This window comes from Ruegeria sp. L12, from assembly GCF_056531745.1.
This window is the reverse complement of sequence record NZ_JBQFMH010000003.1, coordinates 148,860-172,028: the sequence shown is the minus strand read 5'-3', so window position 1 is coordinate 172,028 and position 23,169 is coordinate 148,860. Positions and strand designations below refer to the sequence as shown.

Below are 23,169 nucleotides of genomic sequence, written 5' to 3'. Positions count from 1 at the left end.
ATATTAGACAAAAGCCCCGGAGTACACATGTCACACAGTCTGCGCACCAAAATCGACACCCACACCTATGCTGACCAGACCGCCGTTCTGGACGCGCTGATCGCTCAGGCCGATCTGTCACAGGCCGACCGTACCGCCATTTGTGAGGCCGCGGCGCAGTTGGTACGCGATATCCGCTCCAGCACTTCACCCGGCATGATGGAAGTGTTTCTGGCCGAATACGGCCTGTCCACCGACGAAGGCGTTGCACTGATGTGTCTGGCCGAGGCGCTGTTGCGCGTGCCGGATGCCGACACCATCGACGCACTGATCGAAGACAAGATCGCGCCGTCCGATTGGGGTAAGCATCTTGGTCAGTCATCCTCGTCACTGGTGAACGCGTCGACATGGGCGCTGATGCTGACAGGGCGAGTACTGGATGAGGACAAATCCTCGCCCGTGGGTGCCCTGCGCGGCGCAATCAAACGCTTGGGCGAACCGGTGATCCGCACCGCCGTAGGCCGCGCGATGAAAGAGATGGGGCGCCAGTTCGTGCTGGGCGAGACCATTCAATCCGCCATGAAGCGCGCCAAGGGGATGGAAGACAAGGGATACACCTATTCCTACGACATGCTGGGCGAAGCTGCGCGGACCGAGGCCGATGCCGCCCGGTATCACCTGTCTTATTCGCGCGCCATCGCCGCCATTGCCGAGGCCTGCACCCACAACGACATCCGCGAAAACCCCGGTATCTCGGTCAAGCTGTCCGCGCTGCACCCCCGCTATGAGCTGGCGCAGGAAAACCGAGTGATGGAGGAATTGGTGCCCCGCCTGCGCGCGCTGGCGCTGCTGGCCAAGGCCGCGGGCATGGGGCTGAACGTCGACGCCGAAGAAGCTGATCGTCTGTCCCTGTCGCTGCAGGTGATCGAAGAAGTGATGGCCGAGCCCGCACTGGCAGGCTGGGACGGGTTCGGCATCGTTGTGCAAGCCTATGGCCCACGTGCCGGGCTGGTGCTGGACACGCTCTATGAAATGGCCGAGCGGCACGACCGCAAGCTGATGGTACGGCTGGTGAAGGGCGCGTATTGGGACACCGAGATCAAGCGTGCACAGGTTGAAGGTGTCGATGGGTTCCCGGTGTTTACCCAAAAGGCGACGACGGATGTGTCCTACATCGCAAATGCCCGCAAGCTGCTGGGCATGACCGACCGCATCTATCCGCAATTTGCCACCCATAACGCCCACACGGTCAGCGCGATTCTGCACATGGCTAACGACCAACCATTCGAATTCCAACGCCTGCACGGAATGGGTGAGACGCTGCATCAGATCGTGCGCGACAAGCAGAACGCCCGCTGCCGCATCTATGCGCCGGTCGGTGCGCACCGTGATCTGCTGGCCTATCTGGTGCGCCGCCTGCTGGAAAACGGCGCGAACTCATCCTTCGTGAACCAGATCGTTGATGAGGATGTCGCCCCCGAAACCGTGGCCGCAGACCCGTTCGTGACCGTTCAGGCACCCGCCAAACCGCTGCCAACCGGACCCGAGCTGTTTGAGCCGGAGCGTCCGAACTCAAAAGGGTTTGATCTGCACCATACGCCGACGCTGGACCGGATCGATCTCGCGCGCGACGCCTATCGTGCCCATCATTGGCATGCCCGGCCATTGCTGTCGGATAGCGCACAGCCCGAAGACGACGCGCCAGTCGTCAACCCGGCGGTGCCTCAGGACCGCCCCGGTTCGGTTGCTGCGGCCAGCCCGGCAGACGTGGAACTGGCGCTGGCCAGCGCGTGCCCATGGCAAGCCCCGGCCGAGACGCGCGCTGCAGCCCTCAACAAAGCCGCCGATCTCTATGAGGCGCATTTCGGAGAGCTGTTTGCATTGCTCGCCCGCGAGGCCGGGAAATCCCTGCCTGATGCGGTGGCCGAACTGCGCGAAGCGGTTGATTTCCTGCGTTACTATGCTGCCAACATTCCGGCGACCAAACCCGCCGGAATATTTACCTGCATCAGCCCGTGGAACTTCCCACTGGCGATTTTCTCAGGGCAGATTTCGGCGGCGCTGGCCACTGGCAACGCCGTGCTGGCCGCCCCTGCCCCGCAAACACCGCTGATCGCGCACCGCGCCGTTCAACTGATGCACGAGGCAGGCGTTCCGCGCGATGTGCTGCAATTGCTTCCGGGCGGGCCGAAAGTGGGCGCAGCGCTGACTTCGGACGCGCGCGTATCGGGTGTGGCTTTCACAGGTTCGACCGCAACCGCGCTGAAAATCCGCTCTGCCATGGCCCAGCATATGCGCCCCGGCACGCCTCTGATCGCCGAGACCGGCGGCCTGAATGCAATGATCGTGGACAGCACCGCGCTGCCGGAACAGGCCGTGCAGTCGATCATCGAAAGCGCGTTCCAGTCTGCAGGTCAGCGCTGTTCAGCCCTGCGCTGTCTTTACCTGCAGGAAGACATTGCCGAGGATGTTCTGACTATGCTGCAAGGCGCGATGGACGCTTTGCATATCAGCGACCCATGGTTGATCTCAACCGATTGCGGCCCGGTGATCGATGAGCAGGCCCGGCAAGGCATCGCGGATCACGTCGCCAAAGCCCGCGCCGAGGGACGGGTTCTGAAAGAGCTTTCCACCCCGCCCGAAGGCACATTCATCGCGCCGACCCTGATCGAAATCCCCGGCATCTCGGCGCTGGAACGCGAAGTGTTCGGCCCGGTGCTGCATGTCGTCAGGTTCAAGGCGCAAGAGATCGACAAGATCATCGCCGACATCAACGCAACGGGCTATGGTCTGACCTTCGGCCTGCACACCCGGATTGACGACCGGGTACAGCATGTGACCGAGGCGATCCACGCCGGCAACCTCTATGTCAACCGCAACCAGATCGGGGCAATCGTGGGTTCGCAACCCTTCGGGGGCGAGGGCCTGTCCGGTACCGGCCCCAAGGCGGGCGGCCCGAATTACATGGCGCGCTTCTGCGCCCCGGATCGGCAGTCTTCGTCGGGCATTTGGGACGCGACGGCTGAACCGGGCAAACCGGAGGGTCAGCCTGCCCCGCCGCGCACTCGGTCACTGCCCGGGCCAACCGGCGAGTCGAACCGTCTGACCGAATACGCCCGCGCGCCGCTGTTGTGCATGGGTCCGGGGGCGGAGGCTGCGCGGGCGCAGGTCGACGCGGTCAAGGCGCTGGGTGGTACGGCGATCCGGATGACCGGAGCGCTGGATTTGCACCGGCTTGAAAACCTGACCGGTTTCTCGGGCGTCCTGTGGTGGGGCGACGACGACACCGGTCGCCAGATCGAACAGCATCTGGCCCGGCGCGATGGCCCGATCATCCCGCTGATTCTGGGCAAACCCGACCGCGCGCGGGTTCTGGGAGAGCGCCATGTCTGCGTCGATACCACCGCCGCCGGAGGCAACGCCGCCCTTTTGGGAGGTGCGGCATAACCGGACCTTGACGCTGGGCGGCGAAAAGCCCAGCGTCGCGCCATGTTTCCGATCCGTGATCATAACCCCTCGGGGCGCACCCCCTTCGTTGTCTATGCCCTGATGGCCGCCAACATCCTGATCTTCCTCAGCTATGTGGGAATCATGGAGGATGCGCGGCTGATCAACCGGTTCTATTTCGACTATGCGGTCATCCCCGCGCGTATCTCGGATGGTTTCGCGCTGGAAACACTGGTCACCTCGATGTTTCTGCACGGCGGCTGGATGCATCTGGCCGGGAACATGCTGTTTCTGTGGATCTTCGGCGACAATCTCGAAGACGAGATGGGCCACATTCTGTTTCTGCTATTCTATCTTCTGGCCGGGATCGGGGCTGGCCTGATCCACGTAATCTCGGACCCGGATTCAGTGGTGCCGACCATCGGGGCCTCCGGCGCCATTGCCGGGGTGATGGGGGGATACCTGCTTTTGTTCCCGAAAGCGCGCGTTGATATCCTACTGATCCTGATCGTCTATTTCCGCATCTTCACCATCCCCGCATTCGTCATGCTGGGCGTCTGGCTGGGTCTGCAATTCCTGGGCAGCCTGTCCAGCAATCCCGATGAAGGCGGCGTCGCCTATTGGGCCCATACCGGGGGGTTCTTTGTCGGGCTTGTGCTGTGCATCCCGCTCTGGATCCGGCGTGGCGGGACCGGGTTCTGGAACCGTACACACGGCCACCCACCGCACCCCGAACACAAATACAAGCTGTCGCAATCGCGCATTCCCAAGGTGCCGCGCCGATAGCGTTGCTTAATCAGGAAACCGTCCGCCGCTGAGATGCGTGATCTCTTGCGCGGCGCTGGTAACCAACGCCCCCAGCTCTGGCGCGCGTTCCTTGCTGAACCGCACGGTCGGGCCAGAGACCGAAATACCCGCGCAAGGTTCGCCCCGATCGTCAAAAATGGCCGCGCCGATGCAGGACATGCCTTCATAGCGCTCTTCCTGATCAAAGGACCAGCCGCGTTCGCGTGTCTGGGCCAGATCGTCCGGCAACCCCGTATCGGGCAACTGCGTGTTCGCGGTAAATGGGATCAGTTCAATGGCCGAGAGCAGTTTGCCCAACCGTTCTTCGCGCATCGCTGCCAATATGGCCTTGCCCGTGCCCGAGGCATACATCGGCGTCCGCGCCCCGGGCGGGAAAAACGCCCGGATCGGGTTCTGGGTCTCGACCTGCCCGACGAACACGACCTCTCCGCCATCCGGTACAGCGAGATTGGCCGTTTCACCACTTTCCTGCATCAGACGTCGCAGGATCGGTCTGCCGATCTCTAGCACGCTGTTGCGGCGCAGGAATGAGGCACCGGTGCGATAGGCCTCAATCCCGACCATCCACTCCTGACGCTCTTCATCGAAGGTAACGAACCCGTGTTTCTGCAGGGTCACGAGTATGCGATGGGTGGTGGCTGTCGGAACCTCAACCTCGCGCGCCAGATCACTGAGCGCCGATCGTTCAAGCCGGGCCACCGTCGTGAGAACGCCCAGCGCGCGGTCCAACGATTGCATGGTCCCGGCCGAACTTTCCTTGAACAGTGATTTCGGCCTGCCGCGGGGCCGTTTTTGCGAATCCATTCTGGCTGAACCCTCCGGATACGTGGTCGCATTCAGGAAATGACGCAGTTCACCAATCCTGGGCGCATAAATTTTGAGAAACTGAAAGTTGTTAAATTTCAGTCGATTGCCATTTATTTATCTAAAATGAAAACATTTTTCAAGAAAATTGCAAAAACACGATGCCCGGGTGACACTTGGTTCGAGAGCAAAGGACAACAACCATGTCAAACCAGAACCCGGTTTTCATTCCCGGCCCGACCAACATCCCGGATCGCCTGCGGCTTGCGATGCAGGTGCAAACTCAGGATCACCGCGCACCGGACTTTGTCGAGACGTTTGCGCCGGTGCTTGAGGACACAAAGAAAGTGTTCGGCACAAGCGATGGCCAGATCGTCACCTTCCCCGCCAGCGGCACCGGTGGCTGGGAGGCTGCGATCACCAACACGCTCAGCCCTGGCGACACAGTGCTGGTGGCACGCTATGGCGTGTTCAGCCATCGCTGGATCGATCTGTGTCAGCGGCATGGTCTGGACGTTCAGATCATCGAATGCCCCTGGGGTACCGGCGCGCCCGCCGATCAGTTCGAGGCCGCGCTTGCAGCGGATACATCGCATCAGATCAAGGCCGTTCTGGTCACCCATAACGAAACGGCAACCGGCGTGCGCTCGGACATCGAAGCGGTCCGCAAGGCAATGGATGCCAGCGGCCACCCGGCGATGATGTTCGTCGATTGCGTCAGCTCTCTGGCCTCGATGCCGTTCGACTTTGACCGTTGGGGCGTCGATATTGCCGTCTCTGGCTCGCAAAAAGGGTTCATGCTGGCCACCGGCATGGCGATCCTGTGCGTCAGCCCCAAGGCTCTGAACGCGATGGAAACCGCCAAACTGCCCCGCACTTTCTTCGATTTCCGCGACATGATGGCCGCGAATGCGTTGGGCGGGTTTCCCTATACACCGCCGCTGCAGCTGATCTATGGCATGCGCGAAAGCCTGAAGATGCTGTTCGAAGAAGGGTTGGAAAACGTCTATGCCCGCCACTACCGGCTGGCCGAGGGCGTCCGCCGTGCTGTTGATGCCTGGGGCCTGAAACTGGTCGCGCAGTCGCCCGATCTCTACTCGGACACCGTCAGTGCGATTTACGTGCCCGAGGGCTATGACAGCAACACGCTGACCGATCATGCGTTCAATACCTATGGCGTGTCCTTCGGTATCGGCCTGGGCGAGTTGAACGGCAAAGCCTTCCGCATCGGCCATCTGGGCAGTCTGACGGATGTGATGGTGCTGTCCGGTCTGGGTGCAATCGAAATGGCGATGGCGGATCTGAACTATCCGATCAAGCTGGGCAGCGGCGTGGCCGCGGCGCAGGACTATTTCCGCACCGGCCCGTCTGGCCATGCCAAAGCCGCAGCCTGAGGAGGAAATGATGTTGGACCACATCCCGGCTGCCGATCTGACCATCGACGACATGCGCACCGCGCATGATCGGATCAGACCCTACATCCGTCGCACACCCATTATGGCCTCGGACTATCTGAATGACCTGACCGGCGCCCGGCTGTTCTTCAAATGCGAGAACTTTCAGGAAGCCGGCGCGTTCAAGGTGCGCGGGGCCTGCAATGCCGTGTTTAGTCTAAGTGACGATATGGCCGCAAAAGGTGTCTGCACGCATTCCAGCGGCAACCACGCGCTGTCATTGTCCTATGCTGCCGGTCGACGCGGCATCCCCTGCAACGTGGTCATGCCGCGCACCGCGCCGCAAGCCAAGAAGGACGCCGTGCGCCGCTATGGCGGAACGATCACCGAATGTGAGCCGTCCACCTCGTCTCGCGAGGCGACATTTGCCGAGGTGCAGGCCCGGACAGGCGGAGAGTTCGTGCACCCTTATAACGATCCGCGCGTCATCGCCGGTCAGGCCACCTGCTCGGCAGAGATGCTGGAGCAAACCGATGGCGTGGACGCCGTAATCGCCCCCATTGGCGGCGGTGGTATGGTCTCAGGCACCTGCCTGACGGTCTCGAACCTTGCGCCAGAGACGGCAATCTACGCGGCCGAACCGGAACAGGCCGACGATGCATATCGGTCTTTCAAGGCGGGTCACATCATCGCCGATGACGCGCCCAAAACAATCGCCGACGGGCTGCTCGTGCCGCTCAAGGAAAACACCTGGCACTTTGTATCCAACAACGTGACCGACATTTTCACCGCCTCTGATGCCGAGATCATCGATGCGATGAAATTGACCTGGAAATACCTGCGGGTGGTGATGGAGCCCTCCTCGGCGGTGCCACTGGCGACGATCCTCAAGAACCCCGAGGTCTTCCGGGGCAAGCGCGTTGGCGTGATCATTACCGGCGGCAACGTGGATCTGGACAAACTTCCCTGGCTGACAGGGTAAGGAGAAACAGGATGAACAAACCCATGAATATCGAACAACTCGAAGTTGGCTATGACATCCCTGCCGCGATTGGCATGGATGAATCTGAGATCCAGACGCCTTGCCTGATCCTCGATCTGGACGCGCTGGAGCGAAACATCAAAAAGATGGGCGACTATGCCACGGCGCATGGGATGCGGCACCGGGTGCACGGCAAGATGCACAAATCGGTGGACGTCGCGAAACTGCAGGAACAAATCGGCGGTGCGGTGGGTGTCTGCTGCCAGAAAGTGTCCGAGGCCGAGGTATTTGCGCGCGGGGGTATCAAGGACATTCTGGTGTCAAACCAGGTGCGGGACCCTGCCAAGATCGACCGTCTGGCGCGTCTGCCCCAGCTTGGCGCGCGCACCATCGTCTGCGTCGACGATGTGGACAACGTCGCTGACCTGTCTGCTGCAGCCGCAAAACATGGCACTGAATTAGAGGTCTTTGTCGAGATCGACTGCGGCGCGGGCCGCTGTGGTGTCACCACGACCCCTGCCGTGATCGAAATCGCCAAGGCGGTCGAGGCCGCGCCAAATCTCAAATTTACCGGCATTCAGGCCTATCAGGGTGCGATGCAGCATCTGGATACGTATGAGGCCCGCAAAGAGAAGCTCGATACCGCCATCGCCATGGTCAAGGATGCTGTGGATGGGTTGAAGGCCGAAGGGATCGAGTGCGAATTGGTCTCAGGTGGCGGCACGGGCTCTTATTATTTCGAAAGCAATTCAGGCGTTTATAACGAGCTGCAATGTGGGTCTTACGCCTTTATGGATGCCGATTACGGTCGCATTCTGGACAAGGAAGGCAAGCGGATTGATCAGGGTGAATGGGAAAACGCCCTGTTCATTCTGACCAGTGTGATGAGCCACGCCAAAGCGGACAAAGCAATCTGCGATGCGGGGCTGAAGGCGCAATCCGTCGATAGCGGCCTGCCGTTCATCTATGGACGCGATGACGTGGAATACCTGAAATGTTCGGACGAACACGGCGTGATCGGCGACCCGGACGGCCTGCTGAAGGTTAACGACAAGCTGCGGCTGGTGCCCGGCCACTGCGACCCGACCTGCAACGTCCATGACTGGTATGTGGGCGTGCGCGGCGGCAAGGTCGAGGCGCTCTGGCCGGTGTCGGCCCGCGGCAAGGCTTATTGAACTGTCGAAAAAAGCAACAAAGGGCGGCGCTTGGGTGCCGCCCCTTTTTGATGCCATCAGAAAGAAAGGCATAGGCGATGATCATCGTTCCTGAAAAGGAAATCGGCGCTCTGCTGGGTCGCAAGGAAAGCTATAGCGCGGTTGAGCAGGTGTTTGCAGCGATGGCTGCAGGCGACGCCTACAACTTCCCGGTCGTGCGAGAGGCGATTGGCCATGCGGATGCGCTCTATGGGTTCAAAGGCGGGTTTGACCGCGCGGGTATGAGCCTGGGCCTGAAGGCCGGGGGGTACTGGCCCAACAATATGGAAACGCATGGTCTGATAAATCACCAGTCCACCGTGTTTCTGTTCGATCCCGATACCGGTCGCGTCCGCGCCATCGTTGGGGGTAACCTTCTGACGGCGCTGCGCACAGCGGCGGCCTCATCGGTGTCGATCAATCACCTTGCGCGTAAGGATGCCAAGGTGATCGGCATGGTTGGCGCAGGGCATCAGGCGACATTCCAATTGCGCGCCGCGTTGGAACAGCGCCCGTTCGAAAAGGTTATCGGCTGGAACCTGCACCCCGAAATGCTGCCGAAAATCGAAAAGGTCGCGGCTGAGGCTGGTCTGCCTTTCGAGGCTGTGGACCTGCCTGGCATGGTACAAGCGGATGTGATTGTCACCATCACCTCCTCCTTCGCGCCAAGCCTGATGTCCGAGCATGTCTCGGACGGCACCCATATCGCCTGCATGGGCACCGATACGGTCGGCAAGCAAGAGGTCGCCACCGACCTGATCGCCCGCGCCAGCGTCTTTACCGACGAGGTCGCGCAGGCCGTGACACTGGGGGAAAGCCAGCATGCGGTGGCTGCCGGAACCAAAGCCGAAGGCGATATCCGTCAGATCGGAGAGGTCATCAACGGCACCCATCCCGGGCGCGCGTCGGATGATGAAGTGACCCTGTTCGACGGCACCGGAGTCGGACTGCAGGACCTTGCGGTGGCAAGCGCGGTCGTTGATCTGGCCGTCCAGCAGGGGATCGCGATCGAGGTTGACTTCTAAACCAAAACGCGCGCCCGGATCGGACGCGCGCACCAGGATCGACAGACCGGGGTTGGTATCAGCCCCGGATCACCTTGGCGAAATTGTCAAAGATCGGCTCATTGGCGCAGATCACCTCGCCATCCTCAAGCACGCTGCCTTCGGGGTTCAGGGCCTGAACAAACCCGCCCGCCTCTTTTACGATGATGATGCCGGCGGCCACGTCCCAGGCGTTCAGACGGCGTTCCCAGAACCCTTCGTAGCGACCGGCGGCGACATAGGCCATGTCCAGCGCCGCAGCGCCCCAGCGGCGCACACCGGCGCAGGCAGGCATCAGGCGAGCCAGATCCTGCAGGGTCGCAGGCAGGTCCGAGCGGCCGCCGAACGGCAAACCGGTCGAGAAGATCGATTCGATCATGCGATGACGGCCCGAGACGCGGATGCGCATATCGTTCATCCACGCGCCCTCGCCCTTTTCGGCAAAGAACATCTCGTCCTTGGCGGCGTCATAGATCACACCGGCCACGATCTTGCCCTTGTGTTCCAGGGCAATTGAAACCGCCCAATGGGGCAGCCCGTGCAGGAAGTTGGTGGTGCCATCCAGCGGGTCGACGATCCAGCGACGGGTCGGGTCTTCGCCGTCAATCGCGCCACCCTCTTCGGCCAGCCAGCCATAGGTGGGGCGTGCGCCCAGCAGTTCCTCTTTCAGGATCGCCTCGGCTGCGATATCGGCTTTTGACACAAAGTCGCCCGCGCCCTTCATCGACACCTGCAGGTTCTCGACTTCACGAAAATCCTTGACCAGAGACCGCCCCGCTTTGCGCGCGGCTTTGATCATGATGTTGAGATTTGCACTGCCAACCATTTTCCATAGGCTCCTGTCCGGTCAAGCCGCGCGTATACTGGTGCAACGCAGCCTTGCCAAGAGGAATGATACGCATGGCTGCCCTGCGCCGGGCGCTACTGTGATTGCAGCTTGCGCGCCTCGGTCCGGGCCAGGCTTACCAGTTCCTGCACAAACGGTTTTTCCAGATCCTCGCTGCGCACCGCAGCATAAAGCCTGCGGGTGACCCCGTCCTTGGTCAGTGGGCGGGTGACATAGTCGGAATTGTACTTCACCTCGCGCACCACCCAATCCGGCAGAACGGAAATGCCACGGTTCGACGCCACCAGCAGCAGGATCACGGCGGTCAGTTCAACCTGCCGGATCGAGGCCGGTTCAACCCGCGCCGGGATCAGCAACTGGCTGAACACATCCAGACGCGTGCGCTCGACCGGATAGGTGATCAGGGTCTGGCCACGGAAATCCCCGGCCTCGACAAAGGGTTTCTCGGCCAGCGGGTGAGATGAGGCAGCGACGAAGACCGCGTTGTAGTCGAACAGTTCGACGAACTCGACGCCCGGCAGATCTTCGGGATCAGACGAGACCACCAGATCGACCTCCTCTTTCTGCAACGCGGGCAGCGCGTCAAATGCCAGACCGGGGCGGATATCTACGTCGACATCCGGCCAAGACTTGCGGAATGCTTCGAGCACCGGGAACAGCCACTCAAAACACGCATGGCATTCAATCGCGATATGCATACGGCCCGTGCGCCCGTCGCGGAGCGAGGAAAACTCGTGCTGCATCGCCTCGACCTGCGGCAGGATCTGTTCTGCCAGCCGCAATAGACGCAGGCCCGCGGCCGATAGTTTCATCGGTTTTGACCGTCGCAGGAACAGCTCAACCCCGGCCTGATCCTCCAAACCCTTGATCTGATGGCTCAATGCGGATTGGGTGATGTTCAACTGATCAGCGGCACGCGCCAGCCCGCCACATTCATGGATGGCCTTGATGGTTCGCAGATGCCGGAATTCAATATGCATATTCAGTGTGACTCATGTTGTTCTTGAACAATATGAATTTGTCTCACATCGCTCAACGTGGCACAAGGGCGCAAATGATCCTGAGAGGCCGTGATGACAAAACCTGAAATCTCATTCGAGTTCTTTCCGCCCAAAACGCTGGAAGCCTCATTCCGGCTTTGGGACACGGTGCAGACGCTGGCCCCGCTTGATCCCCGGTTTGTCTCGGTCACCTATGGCGCGGGCGGCACCACGCGCGAGTTGACCCGGGATGCGGTTGCCACATTGCACAAGTCTTCGGGCCTGCCGGTTGCGGCGCATTTGACATGCGTGGATGCCTCGCGTCAGGAAACGCTGGAAATCGCCGACAAGTTCGCCCGCGCCGGTGTCGAGAACATTGTCGCGCTGCGGGGCGATCCCCCGAAGGGTCAGGACAAATTCATCCCCCACCCTGAGGGGTTTGCCAATTCGGTGGAGCTGATTGAGGCGTTGGCCGAAACCGAAATGTTCAACATTCGCGTTGGCGCCTATCCCGATATCCATCCCGAAGCGCGCGATGCGCGTGCCGATGTAGACTGGCTGAAGGCCAAGCTGGATGCTGGCGCAGACGAGGCGCTGACCCAGTTCTTCTTTGAGGCTGAGACGTTCTTCCGGTTCCGTGATGCCTGTGAGAAAGCGGGCATCGACAAACCCATCGTGCCCGGTATTCTGCCCATCGAAAACTGGACCGGCGCACGCCGTTTTGCCCAGCGCTGCGGCACCCGCATCCCGAACTGGGTCGAAAGCGCCTTTGACAAAGCCGTTCGCGATGATCGCGAAGAGCTTCTGGCAACTGCGCTCTGTACCGAGCTGTGTTCGGACCTGATCGAGGGCGGCGTCGACAAGCTGCACTTTTACACGCTGAACCGGCCGGAGCTTACCCGTGATGTCTGCTTTGCATTGGGCATCACACCGCAGGCGGAGTTGCAGAACGTCGCATGACGACGGCGCGTTCCGGCCCTTGTGATGGGGTCGGAACGTGCTTCCTTACGCAAGGCACCACTATATCGGCGACAATCAAAACACACCCACGCTAACTGTTGAGTGATCCCAGGCTAATACCCGGTAAAATTTGACAAAAAAGTGGCCACTGGCAATCTGGGGTCAGTGTAGTTTTAACGAGTGTTTTGAGTATGGAGCCAGTGAGCAAGATAAGGGCTCGGACTGAGGCGTTGCAGGTTTTGGGCCTGTCGCAGAACGCCGGTGCAGACGAAATCCGAGAGGCCTGGCGCAGCGTTGCCTTCCACGATCATCCTGATCACACCGGCGGTGATTACGACGGGTTTTCGCAGGCCAAGGCGGCATATGATTATCTGCGTACTGAGGGGCTGACCCGCAAAGGGCCGTCCGGTTCATCGATACCGCGCCGACCGCGGCTGAAAAAGCGCGTGATCCAACTGTGCGCGGATGAGATCGAATATTGCCGCCACCTGCTGAACCCCGAACGCGCCCTGTCTGACCTGTCCAGCGGTGAACCGGATTCGGAGGAGAAGGCCAGCGGCGCGCCTTCGGACCATGTGCCCGACGCCATCGGCTGTTTCGGACGTGATCTGACTTATTTCGTGGCCTCTTCGGTCTGCGAAGGGTCAAACCGGGTCGCACTGCCGACCTCGGTTCTGGCCAGTTGCCGGAAAGCTGAAACCGAAATCCTGACATTCCAGTCCAAAAGCTCAGGCTCGGGGGAAATCGTCATCCCCGACCCGATCCGCGAACGTAAATTTCCCGGTGCAAAAAGCGTGAGAATTCGATTTGAAGCGGATCAGCACATGCAGGACATGTACGAGCTGGCGGGCTAAATCCCATCACAAACGAAAAAGCCCGGCCGCCGAGGCCGGGCTTCTTTGTCGGATCCATGCGATCAGTTCGCGATCGGGCCTTCCGAGGTGAATTTGGGGATCACGCTGGTCGAGGCCGCATCGGGCTCGATGCCCGGCCAGTTGCCTTCAGCCAGGTTGATGTTGCCCGGCACGTCCTCTTCCCAGAAGCCGACAACAACATCGGTGATGTTCAGATACAGCTTGTCATCGACGATCCGCCACAGGTTCGGATTGGCCGGAACCTTACCGCCGCGTGAGACGCCATAAGCGCAGTGGCCATCATATTGGGGGGCATAATAGGCCGGGTTTTCCAGAAACTTGTCGCGATTCTCTTCGGAGGAAAACGCCCAGGTCGCACCGTTGTAGTCTGCGGTGATGTCGGCCCGGCCACGCACGGCCTCGGGCTGCGACTGGCCTACAGCGACCTGATCCAGGCCACGATAGGCAACAACGTCATATCCTGACACGGCGAATCCGGTGCCATCGACATATTGATCCCCCGCAAAGGCGGGAACGGCAAAGGCGATCGTTGCGGCAAGGCTCAGCGCAAAGCGTTTCATGTGATTGGTCCTCATAATCCTATCGGTTTTCGGGAACCCGAAATGTTGGGTCTGGTCAGACAATAAGTGATTTTCCTCCGGCGCGAAGACCCACTCGCGCCGCTGTGACATCAGATGGCGATTTGTGAGCCGATCCACGCGTATTGTTACAAAGATCGCGCTGCGTTCGGGGTTGGACTTCGGGTTCTGCAATATTAGCTGTGGTTTCAGTGGCCGGATGACCGGTTCTGAAGGAAAGGTAAGAGATGAGCGAACAATCCACCTATACCCCTCCGAAAGTCTGGACCTGGGACAGCGAGAGCGGCGGGCGCTTTGCGAACATCAACCGTCCCATCGCCGGAGCAACCCATGACAAGGACCTGCCGGTCGGCAAGCACCCCTTGCAACTGTATTCACTGGCCACGCCCAACGGCGTCAAAGTGACCGTGATGCTTGAGGAACTGCTGGCCCTTGGTCACGAGGGTGCTGAATACAACGCCTGGCTGATCGATATTGGCGAGGGCGATCAGTTCAGCTCGGGCTTTGTGGGAGCCAACCCGAACTCGAAAATTCCGGCGCTTTGGGATCGCTCTGGGGATGCGCCAACCCGCGTGTTCGAAAGCGCCTCGATCCTGTTCCATCTGGCCGAGAAGTTCGGGGAATTCCTGCCTGCAGATGGACCTGCGCGCACCGAGGTGATGAACTGGGTGTTCTGGCAGATGGGCAGCGCGCCGTATCTGGGCGGCGGCTTTGGACATTTCTACGCCTACGCGCCCGAGAAATGGCAATATCCGATCGACCGGTTCGCGATGGAAGCCAAGCGTCAGTTGGATGTGCTGGACCGGGAACTGGCCGACAAGCCCTATATCGCGGGTCAGGACTATACCATCGCCGACATGGCGATCTGGCCCTGGTATGGGCAGTTGGTTCTGGGTCGTCTCTATGACGCGGCAGAGTTCCTGGATGTGGAGAGCTACAAGAACGTCTTGCGTTGGGCCAAAGAGATTGATGCGCGCCCGGCGGTTCAGCGCGGCCGCATGGTCAACCGCCCCTTTGGCGAGCCGCACACACAACTGCACGAACGGCACGACGCCAGCGATTTCGAGACCCGCACGCAGGACAAACTGGCACCGGCGGACTGATTGATCCGGTGACTATTTGAGAATTGGGGGCCGCGCGGGATCAGAGCCCGGCGCGGCCCTTTCCATATGCGGTGCCTGCGGCTGTGGCAGATCAAACCGCAGCCCGACCTTTGCCAAAGCGGCTGCGGCGGGGTCGTCCGGTGCAAAGAAACCCACATCCAGCTCCCCGGCTTCAATCCCCGAGAATGTCAGGGCTTCTGACACGGCCCGCGCCAGCGCGGGCTGCGCGCCCTCAACTGCAGCGACAAAGCCAAGCAGATGACCCTGACCGCCGTCCTGCGATCTGGTTCCCACCAGAAACGCCGCGGCGGCAAGCCCCGCAGCTGTGGCCAGCTTGGTATCCAGCGCCGTCAGCAGGACATCGGGCAAACCCACGGGCGGGCTGAACTCGGACAACCGTTGCTGCACTTCTTCCGGGCCATGCTGCAAGGTCTCGGCCAGCCAACCCAGTGCCTCGGCAGGAATCAGCATCGACGAAGGCGCGGCCTCGAGGTTCAGCCCCAGCCCGATCCCCTGACCCGACAACATCGACGAAAGAACCCGTCCCGACAGCGCCACATAAGGCACCGGGCGGCCCGCAAACCGCGCCAGACGCTCTTCAAGGTCGAAGGCCAGCACGAAGCGTCCGTCTGCGACGTCAAACAGCTCGGGCGAGATATTCTCGTCACGGGCTTCCTCGGTCAGCATCAGGAACAGTTCGCTGTCGGCGAGCCGCTCGAAGAACCGCAGCCGCGCCGCGTCATCCTGAGGAGCCGCCTCCATCGCGGCATGTGCGGCATCAAGCGCCGTGGTTTCAGCCATTCATCACCTCTTGGACCCGGGCGCGCAGAACCGGCAGCAGCTCGGCCTCGAACCACGGGTTTTTCTTCAGCCAACCCGTATTGCGCCACGAGGGATGAGGCAAGGCAAAGACCCGCGGCGCATGGTCCCGCCAACGGCTGACAGTCTCGGTCACAGGCGTTTTAGACCCCAGATGGTACTTATGTGCATGTCCACCCACCAGCACGGTCAGCGGCACGTCGCCCAGCGCAGCCATTACCTTGTCATGCCAGGTCTTGCCACAGATCGGCGGCGGCGGCAGATCCGCCTTGCGTGCGTCATAACCGGGAAAGCAAAATGCCATCGGCACGATTGACACGCGGTCTCGATCGTAGAACTCGGCACTATCCACGCCCAGCCAATCGCGCAGCCGATCACCCGAAGGATCGGTAAAGGGCCGGCCGGACTCGTGAACCCGCGCGCCCGGCGCCTGGCCTGCAATCAGGATGCGGGCACCGGGGCGAAACCACGCAACCGGGAGCGGTTCATGCGCGGTTGCCGTCCGCGCGAATTTATCCGCACAAAGGCGGCAGGCACGGATTTCGTCAATCAAGGCGGTCATGGGCAATCGGGCTTTCCGGAGTTCTCCGGGCCAAGATAGGTGGATTCATCGCCCGGTCCAAGACAGGAGCCCCTGCAACACTTCGTCGGGATACCCCGGATGTGCATTGATCATTTGTTTCATATTTCGACATAATGTGGCCAACATGGATCGGTAGCACCCACGCTTTCAAACCGACAGAGACCCGAGCGATCTACAGGCTGCGCATGCTGGAATTTGACAATGTCAGCAAGTCCTTCTGGACCGGAACCCGCCGCAAGGTGATTCTGGACCAAGTGTCGTTTCGGGTCGAGCTTGGCACTTCGCTGGGCGTGCTTGCCCCCAACGGCACAGGCAAAACCACGCTGATCAACATGATGGCGGGACTGGAAAAACCTGACGAAGGTGTGATCCGGCGCGACTGCCGCGTGTCGTTTCCGATGGGCTTTACCGGCGGCGTGGCCAAGAAGCTCTCGGCGCTGGAAAACGCGCGTTACATCGCCAAGATCTACGGCATGGATCCCGATTATGTCGAAGCCTACTGCAAATGGCTGTGCAATCTGGGTGAGTATTTCGACCAGCCGCTGGGCACCTATTCGGCCGGGATGCGGGCGCGTTTCACCTTTGCGCTGATGCTGGCGCTGGATTTTGACATGTATCTGATCGATGAGGGGATGCCCTCGACAACGGATGTGGAATTCAACAAGAAGGCAGGCGCCATCCTGCAGGAACGATTGCGCACCACGACACTGGTGATCGTGTCGCACAACCCCGCCGTGCTTGAGAAATTCGCGCGCCAGGCTGCGGTTCTGCTGGATGGTCAGCTTTATATGTTTGATACCTTGGAAGAGGCGAAGCAGCTTTATGACTACGAAACCCAAGGCTAGAAAATACAACCCCGACCGCACCCCCAGCGGTGAGGGCACGGCTGAGGCGCGCGCCGATGCCATGGCGCGTATCCGCGCGGCGACGCAAAAACCCGAGGCCGCGAATGATACCCAACCGGGTACTGAGCTTGACGCGATAAAACGCGAAGGGCTGACAGGCCGGCAATTGCGCGTGGCCCGTCGGCTGGCGCAGAAAAACGGTCTGGCGGCAACCTCGGACTATGATGCCGTGCGCCTGCTGCGCCTCAAAGGCATCGATCCGTTTCGACGTGCCAATCTGCTTGATCTGACGACGATAGACACAACCGCGATTGCGAGTGACGAGGCGCAGGATAACATCAAGATCCATTTACCCCAGACCGCCAAAGAATCGCAGAAAAATCTGCCGGGACCCGAGCTTAGCCCGGCCCAGCGGCGCGAATATGAAATCGGCCAGATCCAGAAGGATATCGCCCGGCGCCGTCGCCGCAAGCTCATGGCGATGTTCGCGCGGCTGGCCGCTTTTGTGATGCTGCCGACGCTGGTCGTTGGGTTCTATTTCTACCGGATTGCGACTCCGATGTATGCCAGCGATTCCGAGTTCCTGATCCTGCAGGCGGATGGAGGTCCCGGCAGCATCGGCGGGTTGCTCGCAGGCACCCAATTCGCAACCACACAGGATTCGATCTCGGTGCAGTCCTTTCTGGAGTCAAAAGAAGCCCTGATCCTGCTGGATCGCGACGCCGGTTTCTCTGATGTCTTCAAGCAGGAATGGATCGACCCTATTCAACGTCTGGCCCCGGATGCCTCGCTTGAGCAGGCCTACAAGACCTTCAAGCGCATGATCACAATCGGATATGATCCCACCGAGGGCGTGATCCGAATGGAGGTCGCCGCCCCGGACGCCGAAACCTCGACCCGGTTTTCCGAGAGTTTGATTTCTTATGCCGAGGACCGGGTGAACGCTCTGTCCGAGAAAAAGCGCGAAGACCAGATGCGCGATGCGGTTGAGGGATTTGAAGCCGCACAAGCCGCACGCAGGCAGGCACAGGAAGACCTGATCGAACTGCAATTGCAGGGCGCGATTCTGGATCCTGAAAGCGTGATCGCCAGCCTGCGTGGCCGGATCGATCAGTTCGAAGTCGAACTGCAGGACAAGGAACTGCAACTTGCCGCCCTGCTGGACAATCTGCGCCCCAATCAGGCCAAGGTGGACGGTGCCCGCGCGGATATCGCCCGCCTCGAAGCCGTGCTTGAAGAGCTGAATGCCGAGATGCTGGACGTGTCCGCAGGCGAAAACTCGCTGGCACGGTTAAGCGTGCGTATCCAGATGGCGCAGGCCGATCTGGTGGCACGGGATATGATGCTGCAAACGGCAATGCAGCAAATGGAATCCACACGGACCGAGGCCAATCGCAAGGTGCGCTATCTGACCGTTTCGGTAAACCCGGTGCCCAGTGAGGAACCCAGCTATCCGCGCAAGTTCGAAAATACGATTTTGGCTTTCCTGTTATTTGCTGGTATCTACCTGATGATCTCGCTTACCGCGTCGGTCCTTCGTGAACAGGTATCCTCGTAAAGACCCATGAAACATGTAAAAATCGCCGACCTGACGGTTGGCAACGACCTTCCGCTGACCATCATCGCCGGCCCCTGCCAGCTTGAAACCGCCGATCACGCCCAGATGATCGCCGGCACCATGAAAGAGGCATGCGATGCCGCCGGGGCGCAATATGTGTTCAAGGCGTCCTATGACAAGGCCAACAGAACCTCGTTGTCCGGCAAGCGCGGCATGGGCATTGATGCCGGGCTGAAGGTGCTGGACGATATCCGCAAAACGATGGGTATCCCCGTTTTGACCGACGTTCACACCGAAGGACAGTGCGCGATTGCGGCCGATGCCGTCGATATCCTGCAAATCCCCGCATTCCTGTGCCGCCAGACGGACATGTTGCTGGCGGCGGGCAATACCGGCAAAGCTGTGAACGTGAAGAAAGGTCAGTTTCTGGCCCCTTGGGAAATGCCCAATATCGTCACGAAAATCGAAAGCACCGGAAATCAGAACATCCTGCTGACCGAGCGTGGCACTTCGTTTGGGTACAACACGCTGGTCGCCGACATGCGGTCGCTGCCGCAGATGGCGCAAACCGGATATCCGGTCGTCATGGACGCAACCCATTCGGTGCAGCAACCGGGCGGTCAGGGTGGCTCATCCGGTGGACAGCGTGAATTTGCGCCGGTGATGGCACGTGCTGCTGTGTCTCTGGGCGTGGGGGCTGTTTTCATCGAAACGCATCAGGATCCTGACTCTGCACCCTCAGATGGGCCGAACATGATTCCTCTGGACCAGATGGGCCATCTGATTGACACATTGATGCGCTTCGATGCGCTGGCCAAAGAAAACCCGATTCAAATTTAACGATTGAGATTTGTAATGACCAAACCCCTCGCCGAGGTGACCCCGAACACCTGGAGCTTTCTGCGCGACCCGATGATCAAGCCGACCGGCTTTCGCGAATATGATGCGCGTTGGAAATATCCGGATGAGATCAACCTGCCGGGCATGACCGCCCTTGGTCTGGGTCTGGGCACCCAGATGCACAAACGCGGGATTGAACCGGTGATTGCGGTGGGCAACGACTATCGCGACTACTCGCTGTCGATCAAGAACGCGCTGATCGTGGGGCTGATGCAGGCGGGCATTCAGGTCAAGGATATCGGCCCGGCGCTCAGCCCGATGGCCTATTTCGCGCAGTTTCATCTGGACGTGCCTGCGGTTGCGATGGTCACGGCCAGCCACAACCCAAACGGCTGGACCGGTGTCAAAATGGGTTTCGACCGCCCGTTGACTCACGGCCCGGATGAGATGTCAGAACTGCGCGACCTCGTCCTGAACGGCGAAGGCGTTGCGCGCCCGGGCGGGTCGTATGAATTCGTGGATGGCGTGAAAGAAGCCTATATTGACGATCTGGTCGGTGATTTCAAAATGTCTCGCCCGCTAAAGGTGGTCTGCGCCACCGGCAATGGCACCGCCGCCGCTTTCGCGCCCGAGATTTTCGAAAGGATCGGGGTCGAGGTCGTGCCCAGCCACACGCGGCTGGATTACACATTCCCCAATTACAACCCGAACCCCGAAGCCATGGAAATGCTGCACGATATGTCCGACACGGTCAAAGCCAGCGGTGCCGATCTGGCACTGGGGTTCGACGGTGACGGCGATCGTTGCGGCGTAGTGGATGATGAAGGCGAAGAGATTTTCGCCGACAAGGTCGGCGTTATCATGGCGCGCGATCTGGCCAAGCTTTATCCGGGTTCGACCTTTGTCGCCGATGTGAAATCCACCGGCCTGTTCGCCAGCGATCCGGAATTGCAGGCGCGCGATGTAAAGGCCGACTATTGGAAGACCGGTCACAGTCACATGAAACGCCGGGTCAAGGAAATCGGAGCGCTGGCCGGGTTTGAGAAATCAGGTCACTACTTTCTGGCCGAGCCCGTCGGGCGCGGATATGACTGCGGCATGCGCGTGGCGGTGGAAATCTGCAAGCTGATGGACCGAAACCCGGATCAGAGCATGTCAGACCTGCGCAAAGCGCTGCCCAAGACGTGGTCGACGCCCACCATGTCGCCCTATGCTGCCGACACCGAAAAGTACGATATTCTGCAGCGTCTGGTCGACAAGCTGGTGGCCAAGGCCGACGCGGGCGACAGCTTTGCGGGCCGTGCGATCAAAGAGGTCGTGACGGTCAACGGCGCACGGGTCATTCTGGACAATGGCAGCTGGGGACTTGTGCGCGCCTCGTCCAACACGCCCAACCTTGTTGTGGTCTGCGAAAGCAGCGAAAGCGAAGCCGAGATGCGCGCGATCTTTGCTGATATCGACGCCGTCATTCGTACCGAACCCGGTGTTGGCGATTACGATCAGACGATCTGATCCTTCTGGGGTGCCGGTCACGGCACCCCTCGCTCAGTCCCCGCCCAGCAGTTTCAGCAGGCCCTTTTTGGCCTCATCCTCAAGCTTCTTCTTCAGCGCCTTTTCGACCTGATCGGTGTCGGTGATCGTGGTATCAAACTCGTCTCCAACCTTTTTGAGAACCTTGTCTTTGGCGTCGCCTTCAAGCTCTTTGATTTTACCTTCAGCAGCGGCCTCGATGACTTTGCTCAGGTCCGGCTTGATCAAAGGATTGCTCCACGGCCCGACAATCCGCACAGGGACCGAAAGGCCCTGCCCGGAATTGGCGCGCAAGGCGACGGGCGTGAACAGATAGTCGATATCGCGCGCACCCAGACCCACGCGTCCTGCCCCGTCTGCGCGAAAGTTATCCAGCTTCATCAGCAGGTCATCGTTGTTGAGATCACCGTTTTGCATCGTGAAACTGGCCGTCAGGCTGTTGAACACCGTCGTGCCACCCGAACCCTCACCCCGGCCCATCAGCCGGTCGAGATCTAGCCCCGCGATCACCCCTTTGCCCACATCAATGCTGCCCTTACCACTGAGCGAGCGCATGATCTGATCCTCGGTCTGACCTACGCCCAGAAACTCGAGCGCGCCCGAGCCGGTACCGGACAGACGTTCGATACCCCCCAACGTGACCAGCGCCTCTTTGATATCGATGTTGTCGGCTTTCAGCTTGCCGCCAACAGACAGGCCGTTGCGGTTATTGGCGACTACCCGGCCGTTCAGCTGCCCGGAAAACAATGAGGACGGTTGCATCTTCAGAACCGCGCGCGAGTTGTCGAGGCTGAGCGTCAGATCGCTTTTGCCGAACCGCATACCCGGCACCGCGATCGAGTTGGCCTGCAAGCGGATGGTGCCGTTGGCCAGTGCAAGAAATGAGGCGTCAATCGGCGCTTTCGACCATCCGTCCGAACCCGAGCCTCCGCTCGAACCTGACCCTCCGTTCGACGTGTCCTCTCCTGCCACCTTTGACAGATCAAGGTCCCCCGCCTTAAGGCGCGCCGTGATCTGTGGCGGGTTTGCGATCTGGATATCGGCTTCGCCATCCAGCCGGTTGCTGTCCAGCATCGTGGTCATATCGCGCATCGAAATCCGACCATCGCTGGTATAGGTCATCTGCCCCGAGACTGAGGCCACCCGTCCAAGACCTTCGGGCACGGATACGCCACCCTGCCCGAACGCGGCCAGCATCTTATGCGTATCCCGTGCCGTGACCGAAGTTTTACCATCCATTTCACCGGCCAGATTGACCCGGCCCGAGAACTGAACATCTCCACCCGGCGCAGTCAGGCCCAGTTCAAGCGGCGTTACGGTCCCGCTGGAAAAGGCAGGCAGATCGGGGATCGTCAATTCAACCTGAACGGCCCCGCCGGGCACCGACATTTGCGCCTGCATCTCCATCGGAGCGGTCACGTCAGGCCAGCGCGCAGACAGGTCGACATTGGCGAAATCCATACTGACTGCGCCGTTTTCTACATAGATCAGCCGGGCACCGGTCAATTCCAACCGTTCGAGCGTGATTGGTCGACTCTCAACCGCTTGCGCCGAGGTGCCGGTGGTATCAGAGTTGCCGGGCTGGTGCAATTCCCAGTTTCCACGCCCATCGCTGCGCTCCAGCCGCAAAACCGGGCCGTCGGCCAGCACTCGCTTGATCCGGATATCCCCCGACAGCAATGCTGCGGCATCAACCCCCACCGCAAGGCTCTGCGCGCTGAGCATCGGTTCGGCCCCGGCCCAGGGGGCGTTGCCGAAGGTGACCGGGCCGGTCTCCATACCCAGAACCGGCCAGAAGGACAGGCTGACATCGCCCGTCAGCTTCAGTTCGCGCCCGGTTTGCGCCTTGACCTGTTCAGCCAAAATCGTCGCCAGCTTGTCGCCCGGCATCAGCAGCAACGCGCCGATCACCAGCCCGAAGGCCGCAACCAAAAGGAATAGAATACGAATGAGCCACTTCATGGGTCCGCCTTTCCGGCTTATCTGCTCTTTCCCAAGTCAG

The 23,169-nt window shown here is 60.4% G+C and carries 20 protein-coding genes; 13 read left to right on the top strand and 7 right to left on the bottom strand.

What is annotated here, in order from left to right:
• Positions 1–27 precede the first annotated feature (27 nt).
• Positions 28–3,426, top strand: a complete 3,399-nt coding sequence (gene putA / locus ACR0K9_RS06290) for a bifunctional proline dehydrogenase/L-glutamate gamma-semialdehyde dehydrogenase PutA (protein WP_480821630.1) — start codon at positions 28–30, stop codon at positions 3,424–3,426.
• Between the two features lie 42 nt (positions 3,427–3,468).
• On the top strand, positions 3,469–4,212 hold the full coding sequence (locus tag ACR0K9_RS06285; RefSeq protein ID WP_480821627.1) for a rhomboid family intramembrane serine protease: 744 nt from the start codon (positions 3,469–3,471) through the stop codon (positions 4,210–4,212).
• A gap of 6 nt (positions 4,213–4,218) precedes the next feature.
• Here ACR0K9_RS06285 and ACR0K9_RS06280 read toward each other — a convergent pair whose 3' ends face one another.
• Positions 4,219–5,037, bottom strand: coding sequence for an IclR family transcriptional regulator (locus ACR0K9_RS06280; protein WP_480530265.1), 819 nt, complete (start codon positions 5,035–5,037; stop codon positions 4,219–4,221).
• Positions 5,038–5,240: 203 nt separating this feature from the next.
• On the opposite strand from ACR0K9_RS06280, the gene bhcA reads away from it, so the two are divergent.
• From bhcA to bhcD, 4 genes are all read left to right on the top strand, one after another.
• Entirely contained in the window at positions 5,241–6,431 is a 1,191-nt protein-coding gene (bhcA, locus tag ACR0K9_RS06275) for an L-aspartate--glyoxylate aminotransferase BhcA (protein WP_480821625.1), read from the top strand.
• A 10-nt stretch (positions 6,432–6,441) separates the two neighbouring features.
• Positions 6,442–7,413, top strand: coding sequence for a beta-hydroxyaspartate dehydratase BhcB (bhcB, locus tag ACR0K9_RS06270; protein ID WP_480821623.1), 972 nt, complete (start codon positions 6,442–6,444; stop codon positions 7,411–7,413).
• Between the two features lie 11 nt (positions 7,414–7,424).
• Positions 7,425–8,588, top strand: coding sequence for a 3-hydroxy-D-aspartate aldolase BhcC (bhcC, locus tag ACR0K9_RS06265; RefSeq protein WP_480821621.1), 1,164 nt, complete (start codon positions 7,425–7,427; stop codon positions 8,586–8,588).
• Between the two features lie 77 nt (positions 8,589–8,665).
• A complete protein-coding gene (gene bhcD, locus ACR0K9_RS06260; protein ID WP_480821619.1) occupies positions 8,666–9,631 on the top strand; it encodes an iminosuccinate reductase BhcD in 966 nt (321 codons plus the stop codon).
• A 58-nt stretch (positions 9,632–9,689) separates the two neighbouring features.
• On the opposite strand, the gene ACR0K9_RS06255 is transcribed toward bhcD, so the two are convergent.
• Positions 9,690–10,475: an inositol monophosphatase family protein gene (locus tag ACR0K9_RS06255; RefSeq protein ID WP_480530275.1), complete on the bottom strand. Its 786-nt coding sequence runs from the start codon at positions 10,473–10,475 to the stop codon at positions 9,690–9,692.
• Between the two features lie 95 nt (positions 10,476–10,570).
• Positions 10,571–11,476 carry a LysR family transcriptional regulator gene (locus ACR0K9_RS06250; protein ID WP_480821617.1) on the bottom strand — a complete coding sequence of 302 codons (906 nt, stop codon included), beginning with the start codon at positions 11,474–11,476 and terminating at the stop codon, positions 10,571–10,573.
• Positions 11,477–11,569: 93 nt separating this feature from the next.
• Between ACR0K9_RS06250 and metF the strand changes: the two genes are divergently transcribed.
• Positions 11,570–12,436 carry a methylenetetrahydrofolate reductase [NAD(P)H] gene (metF, locus tag ACR0K9_RS06245; RefSeq protein WP_480821615.1) on the top strand — a complete coding sequence of 289 codons (867 nt, stop codon included), beginning with the start codon at positions 11,570–11,572 and terminating at the stop codon, positions 12,434–12,436.
• A gap of 191 nt (positions 12,437–12,627) precedes the next feature.
• Positions 12,628–13,290 (top strand): J domain-containing protein, encoded by a 663-nt coding sequence (locus tag ACR0K9_RS06240; RefSeq protein ID WP_480821613.1) that lies wholly within the window; start codon positions 12,628–12,630, stop codon positions 13,288–13,290.
• Between the two features lie 62 nt (positions 13,291–13,352).
• Here ACR0K9_RS06240 and ACR0K9_RS06235 read toward each other — a convergent pair whose 3' ends face one another.
• Complete coding sequence (locus tag ACR0K9_RS06235; protein ID WP_480530283.1) at positions 13,353–13,871, bottom strand: YHS domain-containing (seleno)protein; 519 nt, start codon at positions 13,869–13,871, stop codon at positions 13,353–13,355.
• Positions 13,872–14,116: 245 nt separating this feature from the next.
• Between ACR0K9_RS06235 and yghU the strand changes: the two genes are divergently transcribed.
• Positions 14,117–14,992 (top strand): glutathione-dependent disulfide-bond oxidoreductase, encoded by an 876-nt coding sequence (yghU, locus tag ACR0K9_RS06230; protein ID WP_480530285.1) that lies wholly within the window; start codon positions 14,117–14,119, stop codon positions 14,990–14,992.
• 12 nt (positions 14,993–15,004) lie between these two features.
• Here yghU and ACR0K9_RS06225 read toward each other — a convergent pair whose 3' ends face one another.
• Together ACR0K9_RS06225 and ACR0K9_RS06220 are read right to left on the bottom strand one after the other, a co-directional pair.
• Complete coding sequence (locus tag ACR0K9_RS06225; protein ID WP_480821612.1) at positions 15,005–15,793, bottom strand: SseB family protein; 789 nt, start codon at positions 15,791–15,793, stop codon at positions 15,005–15,007.
• Positions 15,786–16,373, bottom strand: a complete 588-nt coding sequence (locus tag ACR0K9_RS06220) for a uracil-DNA glycosylase family protein (RefSeq protein ID WP_480821610.1) — start codon at positions 16,371–16,373, stop codon at positions 15,786–15,788. The genes ACR0K9_RS06225 and ACR0K9_RS06220 overlap by 8 nt, the downstream gene beginning before the upstream one ends.
• A 206-nt stretch (positions 16,374–16,579) precedes the next feature.
• On the opposite strand from ACR0K9_RS06220, the gene ACR0K9_RS06215 reads away from it, so the two are divergent.
• The 4 genes from ACR0K9_RS06215 to ACR0K9_RS06200 are packed head-to-tail and all read left to right on the top strand — an operon-like array spanning position 16,580 to position 21,149.
• Positions 16,580–17,239, top strand: a complete 660-nt coding sequence (locus ACR0K9_RS06215; protein ID WP_480530291.1) for an ABC transporter ATP-binding protein — start codon at positions 16,580–16,582, stop codon at positions 17,237–17,239.
• Entirely contained in the window at positions 17,217–18,797 is a 1,581-nt protein-coding gene (locus ACR0K9_RS06210; RefSeq protein WP_480821608.1) for a KpsE/RkpR family capsule polysaccharide export protein, read from the top strand. Before ACR0K9_RS06215 ends, ACR0K9_RS06210 begins: the two co-directional genes overlap by 23 nt.
• A gap of 6 nt (positions 18,798–18,803) precedes the next feature.
• Positions 18,804–19,637: a 3-deoxy-8-phosphooctulonate synthase gene (kdsA, locus tag ACR0K9_RS06205; RefSeq protein WP_480821606.1), complete on the top strand. Its 834-nt coding sequence runs from the start codon at positions 18,804–18,806 to the stop codon at positions 19,635–19,637.
• A gap of 15 nt (positions 19,638–19,652) precedes the next feature.
• The gene (locus ACR0K9_RS06200; protein WP_480821604.1) at positions 19,653–21,149 is read left to right on the top strand and encodes a phosphomannomutase/phosphoglucomutase; all 1,497 of its coding nucleotides are present in this window, start codon (positions 19,653–19,655) and stop codon (positions 21,147–21,149) included.
• A 33-nt stretch (positions 21,150–21,182) separates the two neighbouring features.
• On the opposite strand, the gene ACR0K9_RS06195 is transcribed toward ACR0K9_RS06200, so the two are convergent.
• Positions 21,183–23,129, bottom strand: coding sequence for an AsmA family protein (locus tag ACR0K9_RS06195; protein WP_480821602.1), 1,947 nt, complete (start codon positions 23,127–23,129; stop codon positions 21,183–21,185).
• Positions 23,130–23,169: the final 40 nt, after the last annotated feature.